This is a genomic window from Streptomyces sp. NPDC057616, from assembly GCF_042800575.1.
In the GTDB taxonomy this organism is placed as follows: Bacteria; Actinomycetota; Actinomycetes; order Streptomycetales; family Streptomycetaceae; genus Streptomyces.
Genome location: NZ_JBHVGU010000017.1, coordinates 165,675 through 185,186 on the forward strand (window position 1 = coordinate 165,675; position 19,512 = coordinate 185,186).

Below are 19,512 nucleotides of genomic sequence, written 5' to 3' on the forward strand. Positions count from 1 at the left end.
CACAGGGGTACGCGCACAACCATCGTCCGCCACCGTGTGTCGTGCATAGCGGCGGACTGTGGGCACAATTGGTTTCGGCGTCGGACGGCGCGCACGGAAGTCGGTCGGCGCGCAAGGAATGGGGAGGCAGGAACGACGGTGGCGGAACGGAGCACGGCTGCCGTCGACGTGGCAGACAACAGCGGTGACGAGCCGCTGACCGCAGAGGCGGACCAGTCCACGGCCGACGGGGTGGCCCAGAACCGGGAGCGGGACACGGAGATCGACGAGGCACAGGGGAGCGGCGGGACCGAAGGTCCTGAGAAGGCCTCACCACTCGAGCTGCACAGCGGCCACAAACTTGCCAGACGGTACCGGCTCGAGGAGTGCGTCACCCGTCTGGACGGATTCAGCAGCTGGCGTGCCGTGGACGAGAAACTTCGCCGTGCCGTCGGCGTCCATCTCCTGCCCGCGGACCATGCGCGGGCGCGTTCGGTACTGGCCGCGGCCCGTTCCGCGGCGCTGCTCGGCGACCCTCGCTTCGTCCAGGTCCTGGACGCCGTCGAGGAGAACGAACTCGTCTACGTCGTCCACGAGTGGCTGCCCGACGCCGTCGAGCTGACCACCCTGATCGCCACCGGCCCGATGGAGCCGCACGACGCCTACCAGATGGTCAGCCAGATCGCCTCGGCGATGGCCGCCGCTCATCGCGAGGGCCTGGCCCATCTGCGGCTGAACCCGAACGCCGTGCTGCGCACCTCCAGCGGCCAGTGGCGCATCCGTGGCCTCGCCGTGAGCGCCGCGCTGCGCGGCATCAGCTCCGCCACCCCGCAGCGCACCGACACGGAAGCCATCGGCGCGCTCCTGTACGCCGGGCTCACTCAGCGCTGGCCGTACGAGAGCGACGCCTACGGACTGTCCGGGCTGCCCAAGGACATCGGCCTGATCGCACCCGATCAGGTGCGGGCCAACGTCCACCGCGGTCTGTCCGAGCTCTCCATGCGCGCACTCGCCAACGACGGGGCGACCGCCTCCCGGCACGAGTCGCCGTGCACGACGCCGGAGGAGCTGGTGAAGGCGGTCGGCGAGATGCCGCGCATCCGCCCGCCGGAGCCCACCTTCGCGGGGCCGCCGGAGTACCAGCGCACCACGTACCAGCAGGGCACGTACGGCCGTCCGGCGCCGCACCCCGGTGCCACTCAGCCGGTGCCGTCGCCTCCGGCCCCGCTGCAGAGCCGTACGGGCAAGGCCCTGAAGTGGGCCGTCTCGGCCCTGCTGATCGCCGCCCTGGGGCTCGGCAGCTGGCAGCTGGCGGACGCGCTCATGGACAACGGCAGCAAGTCCGACGACACGAACAAGACGCAGACGACCGACGGCAACGACAAGAGCGGCGGCAAGAACGCGCCGATCAAGCTGCTCAAGATCGAAAACGCGCAGGAGTACGCCGCCGAGGGCTCCCTCCAGGCGCCCGCGGACGCCAAGCTGACGTACGACGGCAACAGCTCCACCTACTGGCGGACGAAGAGCTACAACTCAGGTCCCAAGCTCGCGCCGTACAAGCCGGGCGTGGGCCTCGTCTACCAGCTCAGCTCTCCTCAGCAGATCGCGACGGCGACGATAGGGCTCCGGTACGGGGGCGACCACACGACGGTCCACCTGTACGCCACCGACTCCCTGTCCCCCTCGACGTCGGTCGACGGGATGAAGGAGATCGGAACCGCCACCACCAATGGCACCTCTCTCACGGTGAAGGCTTCCAAGGAGCTCAAGACCCAGTACGTGCTGCTGTGGATCACGGACGTGCCGCAGGCACCCCAGGACAGCTACAGCGGCGCCGGCTACAAGCAGGCCGTGACGGACGTGAAGTTCACCGGCTGATCAGGCACCGCATCCCAGGGGAGGGGGTCCGATGGCAGATGACACCGCATACGGCGACGCAAGCGATCAGGACCTCCTGGCCCGTCATGTGAAGGGCGACCCGGACGCCTTCGGCGAGCTTGTGCGGCGTCATCGCGACCGCCTGTGGGCCGTGGCCCTGCGGACGCTGGGGGACCGCGAGGAAGCCGCTGACGCCGTCCAGGACGCCCTGGTGTCCGCCTACCGGGCCGCCCACACCTTCCGGGGGCAGTCGGCCGTCACGACGTGGCTGCACCGGATCACGGTGAACGCCTGCCTCGACCGTGCACGGAAGGCGGCCTCCCGGAAGACCTCTCCCGTCGACGACACCGAGCGGCTGGAGCAGCTGTTGGAGCCGCACGAGGAGGCATCGGCGCCTGCCGAGCGCAACGATCTGCACCGTCAGCTGCTGGAAGCTCTCGGAACCCTCCCGCCCGACCAGCGCGCCGCCCTCGTCCTCGTGGACATGCAGGGGTATCCGGTCGCCGAGGCCGCCCGCCTGCTCGATGTGCCGACCGGCACGGTGAAGAGCCGCTGCGCCCGTGGCAGAGCCAGACTGCTGCCGCTGCTCACCCATCTCCGACCGCAGAACGCCGGCGAAGGCAAGGAACGGGGTGACGGGCGGAACCGGACGCAGGGGACATCCGTCCCACCCGCAGCGGGACCGCCGAACCACGGTCCACGCGATACCGGGCCGAGCGATTCAGCTGCAGTGAAGGGCGGAGGTGGTCGAGCGTGACATCCACGACGGACATGGCCGGGCACCCGGACGTCACCGAGATCTCCGACCTCACCGAAGGACTGCTCGAGCCGTCCCGGACCGCCGCCGTACGGCAGCACCTGGAAGCGTGCGAACTGTGCGCGGACGTCTACGCGTCGCTGGAGGAGATCCGGGGGGTGCTCGGTTCCCTGCCGGGACCCACACGCATGCCCACCGATGTCGCCGAGCGGATCGATGCCGCCCTCGCGGCCGAGGCGCTGCTGAGCGCGACGGCTCCCGGTGACGCGGATGCTCCGGCACTCGTCAGCGCGTCCTCTTCTTCTACTTCTACGCGCGGCGCCGAAGACGACGGTGACCGCGACGGCGCCCATGTTTCACGTGAAACATCGACGGCGGACCGTCCCGCAGGACACGCCCGCACCTCGACCACCGGTCCGGGTCGCAAGCGCACCGAGCGCCGGCGGAGCGGTCGCCGCAGGATCGCCGTCCTGGGCACCGTCTTCACGGTCGCCGCACTGGGACTCGGCTCCGTCCTGTTGTCGACGCTGGACGACGGCAATCCGCCCTCCAACCAGGCTCAGGGCCGGCAGTCCGCCACCGCGGACACCTTCTCCGAAGGCAAGCTGGGCAACCAGATCGCCGGTCTCCTCAAGGGCCAGAGCTCGGGGAGCGGCTCGCACACTCCGCACAGCCTCGGCGTCGAGGGCGGCACCAACCAGCCCAAGGTCTTCAAGGAGCCCACGGTCCCACCCTGCGTCCAGAAGGGCATCGGACGATCCGATCCGGCGCTCGCCACCCAGCAGGGGACCTACAAGGGGACGGACGCTCTTCTCGTGGTCATGCCCGACCCTTCCGTCGCCACGCGAGTGAACGCGTACATCGTGGACACGACGTGCGTGACCCATCCGTCCTCCGTCAAGGCGAAGGTCCTTCTGAAGCACTCCTACACGCGCCCCTGAACGGGCACGCTTGGTCTTGTCCCTGCGTGGTATCCCGTACGGTGTGGCGGCCCCGTGTGCCCGGACACAGTGGGAATGCGCGCCCCTTAGGATCCGTTGGGTGGGGTGAGAGCTTCAAGAGGGGCTCCCTCCGGTCCGACGACGCAGTCCAGAGACGAGGAATCAAGCCGTGAGCGACGTCCGTAACGTGATCATCATCGGCTCCGGGCCCGCCGGCTACACGGCGGCGCTCTACACCGCGCGCGCGTCGCTGAAGCCGCTGGTGTTCGAGGGCGCCGTCACCGCCGGTGGCGCCCTGATGAACACCACCGACGTGGAGAACTTCCCGGGCTTCCGGGACGGCATCATGGGCCCCGAGCTCATGGACAACATGCGCGCCCAGGCCGAGCGCTTCGGCGCCGAGCTCGTCCCGGACGACATCGTCTCCGTCGACCTGACCGGTGAGATCAAGACCGTCACCGACACCTCGGGCACCGTCCACAAGGCGAAGGCCGTCATCGTCACCACCGGCTCCCAGCACCGCAAGCTCGGTCTGCCGAACGAGGACGCGCTCTCCGGGCGCGGCGTCTCCTGGTGTGCCACCTGTGACGGCTTCTTCTTCAAGGACCAGGACATCGCCGTCATCGGCGGCGGTGACACCGCGATGGAGGAGGCGACCTTCCTCTCCCGCTTCGCCAAGTCCGTGACCATCGTCCACCGCCGGGACACCCTGCGCGCCTCCAAGGCGATGCAGGAGCGCGCCTTCGCCGACCCGAAGATCAAGTTCGTGTGGGACAGCGAGGTCGCCGAGATCCAGGGCGACCCGAAGCTCTCCGGGCTGAAGCTGCGCAACATCAAGACCGGTGAACTGTCGGACCTGGCGGTCACCGGGCTGTTCATCGCCATCGGCCACGACCCGCGCACCGAGCTCTTCAAGGGCCAGCTCGACCTCGACCCGGAGGGCTACCTCAAGGTCGACGCTCCCTCGACCCGCACCAACCTGACGGGTGTCTTCGCCGCCGGCGACGTCGTCGACCACACCTACCGCCAGGCGATCACCGCGGCCGGCACCGGCTGCTCCTCCGCTCTCGACGCCGAGCGCTTCCTCGCCGCCCTCGCGGATGAGGAGCAGGCCGAGCCCGAGAAGACCTCCGTCTGACCCTCACCATCCGCCTCACGCACCAACCAGTTAAGGAGCCCGCCGTGGCCGGCACCCTGAAGAACGTGACCGACGACTCCTTCGAGCAGGACGTCCTCAAGAGCGACAAGCCCGTACTGGTGGACTTCTGGGCCGCCTGGTGCGGTCCGTGCCGCCAGATCGCGCCGTCCCTCGAGGCGATCGCCGCCGAGTACGGCGACAAGATCGAGGTCGTCAAGCTCAACATCGACGAGAACCCGGGTACGGCCGCCAAGTACGGCGTCATGTCCATCCCGACGCTGAACGTCTACCAGGGTGGCGAGGTCGCCAAGACCATCGTCGGCGCGAAGCCGAAGGCCGCGATCGTCCGCGACCTGGAGACCTTCATCGCCGAGTAGTCGGGCGGAGCCGTCGAACCGGCGGCGATGTTTCACGTGAAACACGAATGGGCCAACCCCGAGGGGTTGGCCCATTCGCTTGTCAGGACGCCAGAGCAGCTTTCACAGCGGCCTCAGCGCCGGCTCCTTCTGCACGGCGCCCAAGAGCCGGTCGAGTGCCATCTCCACGTCTTCCTTCCAGGAGAGGGTCGTGCGCAGCTCCAGCCTGAGGCGGGGGTGGGTCGGGTGCGGGCGGACCGTCTTGAACCCCACGGCCAGAAGATGGTCGGCCGGCAGCATGCAGGCGGGTTCTTTCCACCGGGCATCCCCGAAGGCCTCGATCGCCTTGAAGCCCCGTCGCAGCAGATCCTTGGCGACCGTCTGCACCATGACTCTCCCGAGCCCCTGCCCCTGGTAGCCCGGCATGATGAACGCGGTCATCAGCTGAACCGCGTCCGGCGAGACGGGACTCGTGGGGAAGGCGGTCGAACGAGGCACATAGGCCGGAGGGGCGTAGAGGACGAAGCCCACCGGTACGTCGTCGACGTAGACGACCCGGCCGCATGATCCCCAGTCGAGCAGGACCGCCGAGATCCACGCTTCCTTCTCCAGGGCGGACGTGCCCGCCTTTACCGCGGCCTCACCGCTGACTGGGTCCAACTCCCAGAAGACACACGCCCGGCAACGGTTGGGGAGGTCCGGAAGGTTGTCCAGCGTGAGCGGTACGAGCCGACGCCCCATGAAGCCTGTTCCTCGCTTCCCTCGCCCGCGGCGTCGCGGGCGGCCGACAGAGCGCTCCGTTCCCTGAGGAGGCTGCCGACGAAGCCGCCGACCGCGCCCAGCCCCAGGCCCGCGCTCACCAGTCCGGTGCGGCTCATCGTTCGCATGGCCCCTGCCTCCCTCTCAGAGGTACTGCCGGGTGGGATGCGCCATACCCGAACGCATCGTATCCACCCAGGGATTCCATCGATACCGCCTGAAAGCAAAGAGCGGGCCGTGTTCCGGTACACACCGGACACGGCCCGCTCCGTCGGCCGGACGAGCACCTCACCTCGCCGGCCAAAGGTCTTCTACTCCTCGGTCTCCTCGGACTCGCCGTCCAGGAGGCTCTTCTGCAGGACTGGTCCCTCGCCGGGAGCGAGGGAGCTGAGAATCCGCTCGAGGTCCTCCATGGAGGCGAACTCGACCGTGATCTTGCCCTTCTTCTGCCCCAGGTCGACCTTCACCCGCGTCTCGAAGCGATCCGAGAGCCGGGTCGCGAGGTCTGTCAGCGCCGGGGAGACCCGGGCACCGGCCCGCGGGCCCTTCGAGCGCTGGGTCGCCTGCGGCCGCGAACCCATCAGGGTCACGATCTCCTCGACGGCCCGCACCGACAGACCCTCGGCGACGATCCGGTGAGCCAGCCGGTCCTGCTCCTCCGAGTCGTCGACGGAGAGCAGTGCCCGGGCATGGCCGGCGGAGAGAACTCCGGCGGCCACCCGCCGCTGAACGGCGGGCGAGAGCTTCAGCAGACGCAGAGTGTTGGAGACCTGCGGGCGGGATCGACCGATGCGGTCGGCCAGCTGGTCGTGCGTGCAGTTGAAGTCCTTCAGGAGCTGGTCGTAGGCGGCGGCCTCTTCCAGCGGGTTCAGCTGCGCACGGTGCAGGTTCTCCAGGAGGGCGTCCAGGAGGAGCTTCTCGTCGTCCGTGGCCCGCACGATCGCCGGGATCGCCTCGAGACCGGCCTCACGGCAGGCCCGCCAGCGCCGCTCGCCCATGATGAGCTCGTAGCGGCTGGGGCTCAACTGCCGGACGACGACCGGCTGGAGGAGACCGACCTCCTGGATCGAGGTGACCAGTTCCTGCAGCGCGTCCTCGTCGAAGACCTCACGCGGCTGGCGCGGGTTCGGCGTGATGGAGTCGAGAGGGATCTCCGCGAAGTGGGCGCCCATGGGCGGTGCGGGAGTCTCCGCGAAGCCGTTGACCGACGGCTCCTCGGTTTCATGTGAAACAGGCGGCAGCGTGGCCACCTTCGCCGCGGCCACCCCGCGCTCGTTCGTCAGCACCGGCACCGACGACGGGGACGCGGAACCAGCGCCCCCCGTCGCAGCCGGGGGCGGCGTCTTCTCCGTCGGTGCTGCAGGGATCAGTGCGCCGAGACCACGGCCCAAACCCCTCCGTCGCTCGCTCACTGAATGCCCTCCACCATGCTTGGGTCGCTCTGGGCGCCGATATGGGCATGCGGCGCCTCGTACGCCACGCCGACACCCTTCAACGCGATTTCTCGTGCTGCCTCAAGGTAGGACAGCGCACCGCTCGAACCAGGATCGTAGGTCAGCACGGTCTGTCCGTAGCTCGGCGCCTCGGAGATACGGACCGAGCGGGGAATGCTCGTCCGCAGCACCTCTTCGCCGAAGTGGCTGCGCACCTCGTCCGCGACCTGGGACGCAAGACGCGTCCGGCCGTCGTACATGGTGAGCAGGATCGTCGATACATGCAGGCTGGGGTTGAGGTGTCCCCGCACCAGGTCGACGTTCCGCAGCAGCTGCCCCAGGCCCTCCAACGCGTAGTACTCGCACTGGATCGGGATGAGGACCTCTGCTCCTGCCACCAGCGCGTTGACCGTCAGCAGGCCGAGCGACGGAGGGCAGTCGATCAGGATGTAGTCCAGGGGCTGCTCGTAGGCCTGAATGGCCCGCTGCAGCCGGCTCTCCCGTGCCACCAGGGACACCAGCTCGATCTCTGCACCGGCGAGATCGATCGTGGCGGGGGCACAGAACAGACCTTCGACATCCGGGACGGGCTGGACAACCTCGGAGAGGGGCCTGCTCTCGACCAAGACGTCGTAGATGGAAGGGACTTCGGCGTGGTGGTCGATCCCCAGCGCGGTGGATGCGTTGCCCTGTGGGTCGAGGTCGATCACCAGGACGCGGCCGCCGTGCAGGGCCAGGGAGGCGGCAAGGTTGACGGTCGTCGTCGTCTTGCCCACGCCCCCCTTCTGGTTGGCGACGACCATGACGCGTGTCTGCTCAGGCCGTGGCAGGCCCTCGCCGGCACGGCCCAGAGCCTCCACTGCCAATTGGGCAGCACGACCGATCGGGGTGTCGTCCATCGGGGGCGGTGTTTCACGTGAAACATCCTCCCCGAGCGACTCGGTACGGGGACCAGGGACCGGATCGGTCATCGGTCCCGCGATGTTGGCGTCGGACCGCAAGGATTCACTCTCCTCGACTTCAGGCTCGCAATGAACAGAGCCTCCCATGTCTTCGGGGTCGCGAACCAGTGAGGCCTGTTCTTCTGTGGAGAAATCCACCTCTGTGGACAACTCCGTGCCCCTTCCGGGGGCTCGAGCGCCACCGGTGGGCGCCTCTTCAAGTGAACCAAGAGGCTTGCGGTCGCGGGGTTCGGCCGCGGCGCGGCCGCGACTGATGATGCCGTGCAGCAGTGAGCGACGTTTCACGTGAAACACGATGCACAGCCACAGTGGCCGAACTGTCGCGACACTCCGGCGTGTGTAGGTTTGGCAGCTTGTGTGGAGTACGTCTCGTCGTCAGGCCGGATCAGCGGCGGCGTCGTACACGCCCGGCGCGAGCTGCCTTGGCCTTCTTCGCGGCGAAGCGGACACCACCCGGGCTCTCCCCGACTTCGACCCGCACCACCGTGGACAGCGGATCGACCACTCCTTCGCCCACATGGAGGATCGAGGTCTCCACGGCACCGAGCTTGCTCAGCGCCGTGGCCGCGCTCTTCAGCTCCTCCTCGGCGGTGTCGCCCTTGAGCGCGAGCATCTCGCCGTACGGCCGCAGCAACGGGATGCCCCAGGTAGCCAGACGGTCCAGCGGCGCCACGGCACGTGCCGTCACCACGTGGACCGTCGGGATCTTGCCCAGGACCTCCTCCGCACGGCCGCGCACGACCGTCACATGGTCCAGGCCCAGCAGCTCCACGACCTCGGTGAGGAAGTTCGTCCGCCGCAGCAGGGGCTCCAGCAGCGTGATCTTCAGGTCCTCACGGACGAGGGCCAGAGGGATGCCCGGCAGACCGGCGCCCGAGCCGACGTCGCACACGGTCACGCCCTCGGGCACGACCTCGGACAGCACCGCACAGTTCAGCAGGTGCCTCTCCCACAGGCGAGGCACCTCGCGCGGCCCGATCAGACCGCGCTGCACGCCCGCCTCAGCGAGCAGCTCCGCATAGCGGACCGCGTCCGCGAAGCGATCGCCGAACACCTCACGCGCCTGCTCGGGCGCGGGGGGAAGCTCCGCTGCCTCCGTCACGGGGACCGTCCTTCCGTACCGCATCGACGCTCGCGGCGCCGACCACCAGAACTATCAGGCTGACAAAGTTCGGCCCCGTCTGCGCTACAGACGGGGCCGGAGAACGTACGAACCGATCAGGCGGGCAGCACGACGACGAAGCGCTGCGGCTCCTCGCCCTCGGACTCGCTGCGCAGTCCCGCGGCCTTGACCGCGTCGTGCACGACCTTGCGCTCGAACGGCGTCATCGGCTTCAGCTTCACCGGCTCGCCGGTGTTCTTGACGTCGGCGGCCGCCTTGGCGCCCAGCTCGGAGAGCTCGGCGCGCTTCTTGGCGCGGTAGCCGGCGATGTCCAGCATCAGCCGGCTGCGGTCGCCGGTCTCCCGGTGCACGGCCAGTCGCGTGAGCTCCTGGAGGGCCTCCAGCACCTCGCCGTCACGGCCGACCAGCTTCTGCAGGTCTCGGCCGCCGGCGTCGCTGATGATCGAGACAGCGGCGCGGTCGGCCTCGACGTCCATGTCGATGTCGCCGTCGAGATCGGCGATGTCCAGCAGACCCTCGAGGTAGTCCGCCGCGATCTCGCCCTCCTGCTCCAGGCGGGACAGGGTGTCTGCACCCTCGGCAGCAGCGGAGGTGGTGCCTTCCGTCACGGGATGGGCTCCTTCTTACTTCTTGGACGGGGACTTGGGGCGCTGCGGGCCCTTGCGCTGCCCGGACTGGGCCTTGCTGCGAGCGCTGCCGCCGGGCTGCGAAGTGTTCTTCTTGGCAGCGGACTCCGGCTTGGCGTCCTCGGGCTCGTCGGACTTGCTCAGCGACGTCGGAGTTCCGGAGCCGGCCGGCTTGGCGGTGCCCGACTGGCGCTGGGACTTCGACTGGCGCTTGGGTTGCTGGCGCTTCGGGGCGGCTCCGGTCGTCGGCGTACCGTCCTCGGCCACGGTCTGGGCAGCGGCGGCGTTGTCGCTCTTCACCACGGCGCCGTCGGTCTGAGCCGCGAGGCCCGCCTTGTTCAGGGCGTTGATGAACTTGCGCTCGAACTCGTTGCGGTCACGGCCCTTGGCGACGATCGCCTTGATGATCGTGCGCTCGCTGCGCCGGCGGGTCTTGCCGTGGTGCGTGACGTGCTTGGTCAGGCGCTCCAGGTAGGCGGCCTGGGCCTTCGAACCCGGGGTCGGGTTGTTGTGGATGACGTACATCTGCTGGCCCATGGTCCACACGTTGGTGGTCAGCCAGTAGACGAGGACACCGACCGGGAAGTTGATGCCGAAGACGGCGAACATGACCGGGAAGACGTACATCAGCATCTTCTGCTGCTGCATGAACGGCGTCTTCACCGTGGTGTCGACGTTCTTCGTCATCAGCTGGCGCTGCGTGTAGAACTGCGACGCCGACATCAGGACGATCATGATGGCGGTGACGACCCGGACGTCCGTCAGGGTGGCGCCGAGCTGGGCGACCTTGTCCGCGCTGTCCGTGAACTTCGCGGCAAGCGGGGCGCCGAAGATGTGCGCCTTACGCGCGCTGGCGAGCAGCTGATCGTCGATGACGCCGATCGTCTTGCCCGTCGCGATGCCGTTGAGCACGTGGTACAGGGCGAAGAAGAACGGGGACTGCGCCAGGATGGGAAGGCACGAGGAGAGCGGGTTGGTACCCGTCTCCTTGTACAGCTTCATCATCTCTTCGGACTGGCGCTGCTTGTCGCTCTTGTAGCGCTCCTGGATCTTCTTCATCTCGGGCTGCAGCGTCTGCATGGCCCGGGTCGCCTTGATCTGCTTCACGAAGAGCGGGATCAGGCAGATACGAATCAGAATCACCAGGGACACGATGGACAGGCCCCAGGCCCAGCCCGTGTCGGGGCCGAAGATCTTCCCGTACACGGAGTGGAACTGGACGATGACCCAGGAAACGGGTGTCGTGATGAAGCTGAAGAGGCTGGCAATCGTGTCCACTAATCATGCTCCTTGGACATGGGACGAGGTCTCTGCGGCCGGGCTCGAAGGACCGCTGCCTTCGGTGGCCGATTCGGCGGCGGAGGACCCGCCCTTGCGTGCACGCCAGGTGTTGCGCAGCATTTCGTGCCACCGCGGGCGCTTGCGCGGCGGGACATGGTCCACGCCGCCCAGCGACCACGGATTGCACCGAAGGATGCGCCAGGCTGTGAGTGCCGTGCCCTTGATCGCACCATGCCGGTCGATGGCCGTGTAGCCGTAGTGGGAACACGACGGGTAGTACTTGCACACCGGCCCCAGCAGAGGACTGATCGTCCACTGGTAGAGCTTGATCAGAGCCAGCAGCGGGTACTTCATCGCGCGCCCCCTCCCAGCAGCCGCTCGATGGCGGCATCCAGGTCTCGGGCCAGTTGTGCATGGTCGGCGTCGCCCGCACCGGGCAGCGCTCGTACGACTACCAGGCTACCGGGGGGCAACTGGGCCAATCGGTCCCGCATCAGATGACGCAGTCTGCGCTTGACCTTGTTGCGTACGACCGCCCCGCCCACGGCTTTGCTCACGACGAAACCCGCACGCGTCGGGGGAGCGCTCTCCCCAGGCGCGTGCGGGTCCGTGGCACCGCTACGAAGATGGACGACGAGGGACGGGCGGCCTGCCCGGCGCCCTCGTCGTACCGCGGTCGCGAAGTCCTCGCGCCGCCTCAGCCGGTTCTCGGTGGGCAGCACGACGGCATGACCTGACCGGGATCAGGCGGACAGACGGGCGCGACCCTTGCTGCGGCGGGACGCGAGAATCGCGCGGCCGGCACGGGTGCGCATACGCAGCCGGAAGCCGTGGGTCTTGGCGCGACGACGGTTGTTCGGCTGGAAGGTGCGCTTGCTCACTCGGGGGCTCCAGAAATCAAATCGGTGGTGGCGGGTGCCGTGCTGGCTGTCACCGTGCGCCCACGAGTAGCTCGCAGTTACGCCCGAGTGCACCGCTTCCCGATCACCTGACGCGATCTGTGCCCATCGGAGGCAGGCGGCAGCAGCCATCGACAACTCGACCTGGTTACGGTACGCGGGGCTACGCCATCCGGTCAAACCAGCGGTCACTGAGAGACACTATCCACAGGCTGGGGACAACAACTTGAACCGCACGGGTCGCCCTGACTACCGTGGCTGAACTCCGATTCGTTCCTGTGATCCCTTCTTTTTGGGCTCCACCCCATTTCAATCCCTACCCGTCCCACAACCACACGTTCGTGGGACCCGTGAGAGAGCGTGCCCTGTGGCTGACGTACCTGCCGATCTTGCCGCAGTGTGGCCACGAGTACTCGAGCAACTTCTCGGTGAGGGCCGCGGGCAGGGTGTCGAGACCAAGGACGAACACTGGATCCGCCGCTGCCAGCCGCTTGCGCTGGTAGCCGACACCGCACTGCTCGCCGTGCCGAACGAGTTCGCCAAGGGCGTGCTCGAAGGCCGCCTCGCACCGATCGTCAGCGAGACGCTGAGCCGCGAGTGCGGCCGGCCGATCCGTATCGCGATCACCGTCGACGACTCCGCGGGCGAGCCACCCGCCCCGCCGGCCCCGCCCCGCTCCCAGCCGCGCTACGAGGAGCCGGAACTCCCGTCGTCCGGGCAGTACGAGGGCTACGGCCGCCACCGCGCCGACGAGCACCGGACAGGCCGACCGGAGCAGCTCCCCGACGACCAGCTGCCCGCTCCCCGCGGGGAGCGCGGGGACCGCGGCGAGCAGCTCCCCACCGCGCGTCCGGCGTACCCCTCGGAGTACCAGCGCCCCGAGCCCGGCTCCTGGCCGCGCCCGTCCCAGGACGAGTACAGCTGGCAGCAGCAGCGTCTCGGCTTCCCCGAGCGGGACCCGTACGCATCGCCGCGGCAGGACTCCTACGGGGCGTCCGCCCAGGACTCGTACGGCTCCTCGGGCCAGGACTCGTACGGCCCGTCCAGCCAGGACTCCTACGGGCCCCCGTCCCAGGATTCGTACGCACCGCCGTCCCAGGACTACCGCCCGCAGTCGATGGAGCGCACGCCCTACGACGCGCAGCGCCCCGACTACGAGAAGCAGCGTCCGGACTACGACCAGCCCCGCCCGGACTACGACCAGCGCGACGCGCGCCGGGAACTGCCCGAGCAGCGGTCCGGCACCGGGCACGTGCACCGGGGCGGACCGGTCGGACCCAACCTGCCCGCCAGTGGCGCGCCCGGCCCGCTGGCCGCTCAGCCCGCGCCGGCGCCCGGCCCCGGTGAGCCCACCGCGCGGCTGAACCCCAAGTACCTCTTCGACACGTTCGTCATCGGCGCCTCCAACCGCTTCGCGCACGCGGCCGCGGTGGCCGTCGCCGAGGCGCCGGCGAAGGCGTACAACCCCCTGTTCATCTACGGGGAGTCGGGGCTCGGCAAGACGCACCTGCTGCACGCGATCGGGCACTACGCGCGCAGCCTCTACCCGGGCACGCGCGTGCGGTACGTGAGCTCGGAGGAGTTCACCAACGAGTTCATCAACTCCATCCGCGACGGCAAGGGCGACAGCTTTCGCAAGCGCTACCGCGAGATGGACATCCTGCTCGTCGACGACATCCAGTTCCTGGCGGACAAGGAGTCGACGCAGGAGGAGTTCTTCCACACCTTCAACACGCTCCACAACGCCAACAAGCAGATCGTGCTCTCCAGCGACCGGCCGCCCAAGCAGCTGGTCACGCTGGAGGACCGGCTGCGGAACCGTTTCGAGTGGGGTCTGATCACCGACGTCCAGCCGCCGGAACTGGAGACGCGTATCGCGATCCTCCGCAAGAAGGCGGTGCAGGAACAGCTCAACGCCCCGCCGGAGGTACTGGAGTTCATCGCCTCCCGGATCTCGCGCAACATCCGCGAGCTGGAGGGCGCGCTGATCCGGGTGACGGCGTTCGCCTCGCTCAACCGGCAGCCGGTGGACCTCGGCCTCACGGAGATCGTCCTCAAGGATCTGATCCCCGGCGGCGAGGACTCGGCGCCCGAGATCACGTCCACGGCCATCATGAGCGCGACCGCCGACTACTTCGGCCTCACCGTCGAGGACCTGTGCGGCACCTCGCGCGGCCGCGCGCTGGTGACGGCCCGGCAGATCGCCATGTATCTGTGCCGGGAGCTGACGGACCTCTCGCTGCCGAAGATCGGCGCGCTGTTCGGCGGCCGCGACCACACCACGGTGATGCACGCGGACCGCAAGATCCGCAATCTGATGGCCGAGCGGCGTTCCATCTACAACCAGGTGACCGAGCTGACCAACCGCATCAAGAACGGCTGAGAGCCGCAGGGACACGTCTCACAGACGTCACGAGGGCGCCTCCGGAGGACTTCCGGAGGCGCCCTTTCCTCGTGCCCGGCGCCGGCCGCGGCGCTGTGGCGGCGGTGTCCGTGCCGTGTCCGCGGTGTCCGTGCCGTGTCCGTTGTTCGATTACCTGCCGGGTTACGGCCTCTCTCCACAGATCGCGGTACTTTTTCCCGTCCACATCCTGGGGACTGCGAAGTTGTCCAGATCGCCGTCCACAGGCCGCCTGTTGAAGAACTATCAACCCAGGTCAGGTGGTTGTGGATTCGTGGACGAAGGATCTCCACAGACTGTGGACAGCCGCGTGATCCACAAGCTGTGCACGAAGTTGTCCACCGGCAACCCACAGGCTGAGGGCGGTTGTCCCCAGAGATCAGCACCTTCTCCACATCACTGTCCACTGTTCGGCAACGTGACGCGCCTGATCACCGTGTCGAGTGAAAGCCGTCACATGAAGGTGCCGGGTTGGGCTGTGGGAAAGGTGGGTAAAGCTGGGGACGGCGCTGGGGAGAAGTCGCCTCAGGCTGTGCACGGGGTGTGCAGAACTTCCTGTTCTCCACAGCACCCCGGAGTTGTCCACCGTCTCCGCCCACAGGGCCCGTGGACAAAATCTCGCCTCTGAGCTGGGAAAACGGAGTTATCCACGGTTTCCACAGCCCCTACTACTACTCCCAACTAGAGAGAGCGAGAAGTTCGTTTCGAAGAGGGGGCTGTGCACAACTCGCTGTCCGGTGCCCGGCTGCCCCTCGTCACGACTTGACCCCGAGAGGCACCTACTGTCAGTGCCGTGCGTCAGACTGGTCCCCGGTGTTCTTCCCCTCACAGGGACCGACGACACCGAGACAGACGACGAAGCCAGGCAGGGCGAGAAGCGCCGGCAACAGCAGGAGGCGGCAACAGTGAAGATCCGGGTGGAACGCGACGTACTCGCGGAGGCCGTGGCCTGGGCGGCACGCAGCCTCCCGGCCCGTCCGCCGGCGCCTGTCCTCGCCGGCCTCCTGCTGAAGGCCGAGGACGGCGCTCTCAGCCTCTCCAGCTTCGACTACGAGGTCTCCGCACGCGTGTCGGTGGAGGCGGAGGTCGAGGAGGAGGGCACCGTCCTCGTCTCAGGCCGGCTGCTCGCCGACATCTGCCGCGCCCTCCCCAACCGCCCGGTGGAGATTTCCACAGACGGTGTACGGGCGACCGTGGTCTGCGGCTCCTCGCGATTCACACTCCACACCCTGCCTGTGGAGGAGTACCCGGCACTGCCGCAGATGCCGACCGCCACCGGCACCGTCCCCGGTGAGGTCTTCGCCTCGGCCGCCGCCCAGGTGGCCATCGCCGCGGGCCGTGACGACACGCTGCCCGTGCTGACCGGTGTGCGCATCGAGATCGAGGGCGACACCGTCACGCTGGCCTCCACCGACCGCTACCGCTTCGCGGTCCGCGAGTTCCTGTGGAAGCCGGAGAACCCCGAGACGTCCGCGGTCGCCCTGGTGCCCGCCAAGACGCTCCTGGACACCGCCAAGGCGCTCACGAGCGGCGACAGCGTCATCCTGGCGCTCTCCGGCTCGGGCGCGGGCGAGGGCCTGATCGGTTTCGAGGGCGCGGGCCGCCGGACGACCACCCGCCTGCTCGAGGGCGACCTCCCGAAGTACCGCTCGCTGTTCCCGACCGAATTCAACTCCGTCGCCGTGATCGAGACCGCCCCCTTCGTGGAGGCCGTCAAGCGTGTGGCCCTGGTCGCCGAGCGCAACACCCCGGTGCGGCTGAGCTTCGAGCAGGGCGTGCTGATCCTGGAGGCCGGTTCCAGCGACGACGCACAGGCTGTGGAGAGGGTCGACGCCCAGCTGGAGGGCGACGACGTCTCGATCGCCTTCAACCCGACCTTCCTGCTGGACGGCCTGAGCGCCATCGACTCCCCGGTGGCCCAGCTGTCGTTCACGACGTCCACCAAGCCCGCGCTGCTGAGCGGCAAGCCCGCTCTGGACGCGGAGGCGGACGAGGCCTACAAGTACCTGATCATGCCGGTGCGGCTGAGCGGCTGAGGCACCGGGAAGCTGTCCACAGGCCGTGGAGGAAACTCCACGGTCCTGGGGAAACCCGCAGGTGGGACCGTACGTTTGAGCGCGTATGCCCACAGCTGTGCGCGAGGGTCCGGGTTTAGGCTCGGACACAGGTACGAACGTGCCCCACACGCCACACAGCAACCTAAGGAACAACTGATGGAGCTCGGTCTCGTCGGCCTCGGCAAGATGGGCGGCAACATGCGCGAGCGGATCCGCCGCGCGGGCCACACCGTCGTCGGATACGACCGCAACCCGGACCTTGCCGATGTCCACAGCCTCGCCGACCTTGTGGGCAAGCTCAGCGGCCCGCGCGTGGTCTGGGTGATGGTCCCGGCCGGTGCGCCCACCCAGTCCACGATCGACGAGCTGGCCGAGCTCCTGGAGCCGGGCGACGTCGTGGTGGACGGCGGGAACTCCCGCTGGACGGACGACGAGAAGCACGCGGAGGAGCTCGCCGCCAAGGGCATCGGCTTCGTCGACTGCGGCGTCTCGGGCGGCGTCTGGGGCCTGGAGAACGGCTACGCGCTGATGTACGGCGGCGACGCGGAGCACGTCGCCAAGGTGCAGCCGGTCTTCGACGCCCTCAAGCCCGAGGGGACGTTCGGCGCGGTGCACGCCGGCAAGGTCGGCGCGGGCCACTTCGCGAAGATGGTCCACAACGGCATCGAGTACGCGATGATGCAGGCCTACGCCGAGGGCTGGGAGCTGCTGGAGAAGGCCGACTCCGTCACGGACGTGCGCGAGGTCTTCCGCTCCTGGCAGGAGGGCACCGTCATCCGCTCCTGGCTGCTGGACCTCGCGGTGAACGCCCTCGACGAGGACGAGCACCTCGACAGGCTGAAGGGTTTTGCACAGGACTCCGGTGAGGGACGCTGGACTGTGGAAGCCGCGATCGACCACGCCGTGCCGCTGCCCGCGATCACGGCCTCGCTCTTCGCACGGTTCTCCTCGCGGCAGGAGGACTCGCCGCAGATGAAGATGGTCGCGGCGCTGCGCAACCAGTTCGGCGGCCACGCGGTCACCACCAAGTGATCCGCAGGACGAAGTAATCCACAGGACGAGAAGAAATCCACAGATCCGCCGGCCGCCCGGCCACGGATCGAGAGCGCAGGGGGAGGTCGGCGAACGACCATGCACGTCACGCATCTGTCGCTGGCCGACTTCCGCTCGTACGCCCGGGTCGAGGTTCCGCTCGACCCGGGCGTCACCGCCTTCGTCGGCCCCAACGGCCAGGGCAAGACCAACCTCGTCGAGGCCGTCGGCTATCTCGCCACCCTCGGCAGCCACCGCGTGGCCTCCGACGCCCCCCTGGTGCGCATGGGTGCCGACCGCGCCGTCATCCGGGCGCAGGTCAGGCAGGGCGACCGGCAGCAGCTCGTCGAGCTGGAGCTGAACCCCGGCAAGGCCAACCGCGCCCGTATCAACAGGTCCTCGCAGGTCAGGCCCCGTGACGTGCTGGGCATCGTACGGACCGTGCTGTTCGCGCCCGAGGACCTGGCCCTGGTCAAGGGCGATCCCGGCGAGCGGCGCCGCTTCCTCGACGAGCTGGTCACCGCCCGGTCCCCGCGCATGGCCGGCGTGCGCTCCGACTACGAGCGGGTCCTCAAGCAGCGCAACACGCTGCTGAAGTCGGCCGCGCTGGCCCGCCGCCACGGCGGCCGCTCGATGGACCTGTCCACGCTCGACGTCTGGGACCAGCATCTCGCGCGCGCGGGCGCCGAGTTGCTCGCCCAGCGCCTCGACCTGATCGCCGCGATCCAGCCGCTGGCCGACAAGGCGTACGAGCAACTGGCCCCGGGCGGCGGCCCGGTGGCCCTGGAGTACAAGCCGTCAGCCCCCGGCGAGGCGCACACGCGCGAGGACCTCTACGAGCAGCTGACGGCCGCGCTCGTGGAGGCGCGCAAGCAGGAGATCGAGCGGGGCGTGACCCTCGTAGGCCCTCATCGGGACGATCTGCTGCTCAAACTCGGCCAGTTGCCCGCCAAGGGGTACGCCTCCCACGGGGAGTCCTGGTCGTACGCGCTGGCCCTGCGGCTGGCCTCCTACGACCTGCTGCGGGCCGAGGGCAACGAACCGGTGCTCGTTCTCGACGACGTCTTCGCCGAGCTCGACACCCGCCGCCGCGAGCGGCTCGCGGAACTGGTCGCCCCCGGCGAGCAGGTGCTGGTGACGGCCGCCGTCGACGACGACGTACCGCATGTACTGACCGGGACGCGGTACTCCGTGTCGGACGGGACGGTGGAGCGCGTATGACGAACGAGGACCCTGCCCCCAAGAAGCCCGCCGAGCCCTCCGGCGTCGACCTCGCGCGCGTGGCGCTCAGGGCGGCGAAGGAACAGGCACGCGCGCGTGGGGACGCGGCGCAGCAGAAGAAGCAGGCGCGGCGCGGCGGCCTGCGCTCCGGCGCGCGCGCCGACGGGCGCGACCCCATGGCGCTGGGCGCTGCGATCAACCGCCTCCTCACCGAGCGCGGCTGGGAGACCCCGGCGGCGGTGGGCGGCGTGATGGGCCGCTGGCCGCAGATCGTCGGCGAGGACGTGGCCAAGCACTGCGAGCCGGAGAAGTACGACGAGGACGAGCGGGTGCTCGTCGTGCGCTGCGACTCCACGGCCTGGGCGACGAATCTGCGCCTGCTCGCCCCGACGCTCGTCGCCCGCCTCAACGAGGACCTGGGGCACGGCGCGGTGAAGATGATCAAGGTGAACGGCCCCGCCGGCCCCGCCCGTCGCTACGGTCCCCTGCGTGCCCCCGGCAGCACCGGACCCGGCGACACGTATGGGTGACAGACCTCACATCCACAGGCCGTCGACGCCCTCCACCGGGTGCCGGCGGCCGCTTCGTTGCACGGGCGCGTGCGGGTGCGAATCGGTACCTGACTCCCAAGTAGCCATGGGTTGACAGTCGGAAGCGCTGAGTGCCGCT

General features: G+C 68.7%; 19 protein-coding genes. 10 read left to right on the forward strand and 9 right to left on the reverse strand.

Translation table 11 applies throughout. The features are described 5' to 3' along the window. Positions 1-138 precede the first annotated feature (138 nt). From ACFU97_RS22675 to trxA, 5 genes are all read left to right on the forward strand, one after another. The gene (locus ACFU97_RS22675) at positions 139-1,857 is read left to right on the forward strand and encodes a serine/threonine protein kinase (protein ID WP_384259272.1); all 1,719 of its coding nucleotides are present in this window, start codon (positions 139-141) and stop codon (positions 1,855-1,857) included. Positions 1,858-1,888: 31 nt separating this feature from the next. After that, positions 1,889-2,614, forward strand: coding sequence for an RNA polymerase sigma factor SigM (sigM, locus tag ACFU97_RS22680; protein WP_384259274.1), 726 nt, complete (start codon positions 1,889-1,891; stop codon positions 2,612-2,614). Beyond that, on the forward strand, positions 2,611-3,555 hold the full coding sequence (locus ACFU97_RS22685) for an anti-sigma factor family protein (RefSeq protein ID WP_384259276.1): 945 nt from the start codon (positions 2,611-2,613) through the stop codon (positions 3,553-3,555). Before sigM ends, ACFU97_RS22685 begins: the two co-directional genes overlap by 4 nt. 169 nt (positions 3,556-3,724) lie before the next feature. Further along, entirely contained in the window at positions 3,725-4,693 is a 969-nt protein-coding gene (gene trxB / locus ACFU97_RS22690; RefSeq protein WP_384259279.1) for a thioredoxin-disulfide reductase, read from the forward strand. Positions 4,694-4,737: 44 nt separating this feature from the next. After that, the gene (gene trxA / locus ACFU97_RS22695; protein ID WP_384259281.1) at positions 4,738-5,070 is read left to right on the forward strand and encodes a thioredoxin; all 333 of its coding nucleotides are present in this window, start codon (positions 4,738-4,740) and stop codon (positions 5,068-5,070) included. A gap of 102 nt (positions 5,071-5,172) precedes the next feature. On the opposite strand, the gene ACFU97_RS22700 is transcribed toward trxA, so the two are convergent. The 9 genes from ACFU97_RS22700 to rpmH form a co-directional block, all read right to left on the reverse strand. After that, positions 5,173-5,790 carry a GNAT family N-acetyltransferase gene (locus ACFU97_RS22700; RefSeq protein WP_384259284.1) on the reverse strand — a complete coding sequence of 206 codons (618 nt, stop codon included), beginning with the start codon at positions 5,788-5,790 and terminating at the stop codon, positions 5,173-5,175. Positions 5,791-6,119: 329 nt separating this feature from the next. After that, complete coding sequence (locus ACFU97_RS22705) at positions 6,120-7,220, reverse strand: ParB/RepB/Spo0J family partition protein (RefSeq protein WP_384259286.1); 1,101 nt, start codon at positions 7,218-7,220, stop codon at positions 6,120-6,122. Then, complete coding sequence (locus tag ACFU97_RS22710) at positions 7,217-8,290, reverse strand: AAA family ATPase (RefSeq protein WP_384259364.1); 1,074 nt, start codon at positions 8,288-8,290, stop codon at positions 7,217-7,219. The genes ACFU97_RS22705 and ACFU97_RS22710 overlap by 4 nt, the downstream gene beginning before the upstream one ends. A 298-nt stretch (positions 8,291-8,588) precedes the next feature. Next, positions 8,589-9,305, reverse strand: a complete 717-nt coding sequence (rsmG, locus tag ACFU97_RS22715) for a 16S rRNA (guanine(527)-N(7))-methyltransferase RsmG (RefSeq protein WP_384259289.1) — start codon at positions 9,303-9,305, stop codon at positions 8,589-8,591. A 116-nt stretch (positions 9,306-9,421) separates the two neighbouring features. Continuing rightward, on the reverse strand, positions 9,422-9,934 hold the full coding sequence (locus ACFU97_RS22720) for a protein jag (RefSeq protein WP_384259291.1): 513 nt from the start codon (positions 9,932-9,934) through the stop codon (positions 9,422-9,424). Between the two features lie 15 nt (positions 9,935-9,949). After that, positions 9,950-11,230, reverse strand: coding sequence for a membrane protein insertase YidC (yidC, locus tag ACFU97_RS22725; RefSeq protein ID WP_384259294.1), 1,281 nt, complete (start codon positions 11,228-11,230; stop codon positions 9,950-9,952). 3 nt (positions 11,231-11,233) lie between these two features. Then, positions 11,234-11,587, reverse strand: coding sequence for a membrane protein insertion efficiency factor YidD (gene yidD / locus ACFU97_RS22730; protein ID WP_384259296.1), 354 nt, complete (start codon positions 11,585-11,587; stop codon positions 11,234-11,236). Continuing rightward, positions 11,584-11,955: a ribonuclease P protein component gene (rnpA, locus tag ACFU97_RS22735; RefSeq protein ID WP_384259298.1), complete on the reverse strand. Its 372-nt coding sequence runs from the start codon at positions 11,953-11,955 to the stop codon at positions 11,584-11,586. Before rnpA ends, yidD begins: the two co-directional genes overlap by 4 nt. A gap of 21 nt (positions 11,956-11,976) precedes the next feature. Further along, positions 11,977-12,114, reverse strand: coding sequence for a 50S ribosomal protein L34 (gene rpmH, locus ACFU97_RS22740; protein WP_003956500.1), 138 nt, complete (start codon positions 12,112-12,114; stop codon positions 11,977-11,979). Positions 12,115-12,499: 385 nt separating this feature from the next. On the opposite strand from rpmH, the gene dnaA reads away from it, so the two are divergent. The 5 genes from dnaA (at position 12,500) to ACFU97_RS22765 (ending at position 19,373) form a co-directional block, all read left to right on the forward strand. Then, entirely contained in the window at positions 12,500-14,515 is a 2,016-nt protein-coding gene (gene dnaA / locus ACFU97_RS22745; RefSeq protein WP_384259301.1) for a chromosomal replication initiator protein DnaA, read from the forward strand. A gap of 923 nt (positions 14,516-15,438) precedes the next feature. Next, entirely contained in the window at positions 15,439-16,569 is a 1,131-nt protein-coding gene (gene dnaN / locus ACFU97_RS22750; protein WP_384259303.1) for a DNA polymerase III subunit beta, read from the forward strand. Positions 16,570-16,746: 177 nt separating this feature from the next. Further along, entirely contained in the window at positions 16,747-17,622 is an 876-nt protein-coding gene (gene gnd, locus ACFU97_RS22755; RefSeq protein ID WP_384259306.1) for a phosphogluconate dehydrogenase (NAD(+)-dependent, decarboxylating), read from the forward strand. Positions 17,623-17,721: 99 nt separating this feature from the next. Next, on the forward strand, positions 17,722-18,843 hold the full coding sequence (gene recF, locus ACFU97_RS22760) for a DNA replication/repair protein RecF (protein ID WP_384259307.1): 1,122 nt from the start codon (positions 17,722-17,724) through the stop codon (positions 18,841-18,843). Then, entirely contained in the window at positions 18,840-19,373 is a 534-nt protein-coding gene (locus ACFU97_RS22765; protein ID WP_384259309.1) for a DUF721 domain-containing protein, read from the forward strand. Before recF ends, ACFU97_RS22765 begins: the two co-directional genes overlap by 4 nt. Positions 19,374-19,512: the final 139 nt, after the last annotated feature.